The following is a 1,133-nucleotide window of genomic DNA, read 5'->3' as shown; positions in this document are numbered from 1 at the left end:
ATCCTTGTAACTTGAGTGGCGCCTTGTCTGGTAAAGATGAGGTTGCGGTGGCGGGAAGGCCATCGTCTCATCCTAGGGCGGATCAGCCCGTTTCTCAGCAAGATGGCCTTCCCGTCTCTCCATCGACCTCGAACAGTCGGATGGGCCGCGTGAGCCCGATTGAGCAAGGACGAGGGAAGATGGAGACAGTGTTTGTCGGCATTGATGTGTCGAAGGATCGGCTGGACGTGCATGTGCGGCCGCGGGCGGAGACGTTTGCGGTGCCGCGGGACGGGGCGGGTTTGTCTGCTCTGGTCGAGCGGCTTCGGGGTTTGGAGCCGGCGCGGATCGCCGTGGAGGCGACGGGCGGGTTCGAGACGGTGGTGACGGCGGCTCTGGCGGCGGCGGGCCTGCCGGTGGTGGTGGTCAATCCGGCGCAGGTCCGTCATTTTGCCCAGGCGGTGGGGCAGCGGGCGAAGACCGATCCGATCGATGCGGCGCTGATCGCCCGCTTCGTGGAAGCGACCCGGCCCGAACTGCGGCCGCTGGCCGATGAGGCGACGCGGCTTCTGGCCGATCTGGTGGCGCGGCGGCGTCAGATCATCGAGATGATCGTGGCCGAGAAGAACCGCGAGCGGCGGGCGCCGCCCGGGCGGATCCAGCGCAGCATCGCCCGTCTGATCGCCGCCCTGGAGAAGGAACTCGCCAGTCTGGATGGCGACATCGATGCCGGCGTGCGCGGTTCGCCCCTGTGGCGTGCAAAAGAAGACCTGCTGGCCTCCGTGCCCGGCATCGGGCCGATCATCGCCCGCACCCTCATGGCCGAACTGCCGGAGCTGGGCACCTTATCCCACAAGCGCATCGCCAGCCTCGCCGGACTGGCGCCCTATACGCGCCAGTCCGGGCACTGGAAAGGACAGAGCCGCATCGGCGGCGGCCGCAAGAGCGTCCGTTCCGCCCTGTTCCTCGCCGCCCTCGTCGCCGGCCGCCACAACCCCGTCCTCAAGGCTTTCCGCGACCGCCTCGTCGCCGCCGGAAAACCCAAAATGGTCGCCGTCATCGCCGTCGCCCGCAAACTGCTTACCATCCTCAACGCCATCCTACGCGATCAGACCCCGTGGCAAAACGCTTGACGAAAAACACAGTCGCTGAGG

General features: G+C 67.1%; 1 protein-coding gene. It reads left to right on the top strand.

The features are described from left to right. Nucleotides 1–179: 179 nt before the first annotated feature. Entirely contained in the window at nt 180–1,112 is a 933-nt protein-coding gene (locus tag OC446_RS30445; RefSeq protein WP_262032596.1) for an IS110 family transposase, read from the top strand. The last annotated feature ends 21 nt before the right edge of the window (nt 1,113–1,133 follow it).

This window comes from Microvirga sp. Mcv34 (genome assembly GCF_024519725.1).
Taxonomy (GTDB): domain Bacteria; phylum Pseudomonadota; class Alphaproteobacteria; order Rhizobiales; family Beijerinckiaceae; genus Microvirga.
This window is presented reverse-complemented; position numbering and strand designations above follow the sequence as displayed.

Excerpts from the sequence above, each read along its gene's own strand:
- OC446_RS30445 (WP_262032596.1), top strand. The coding sequence starts at position 180 with ATGGAGACAGTGTTTGTCGGCATTGATGTGTCGAAGGATCGGCTGGAC.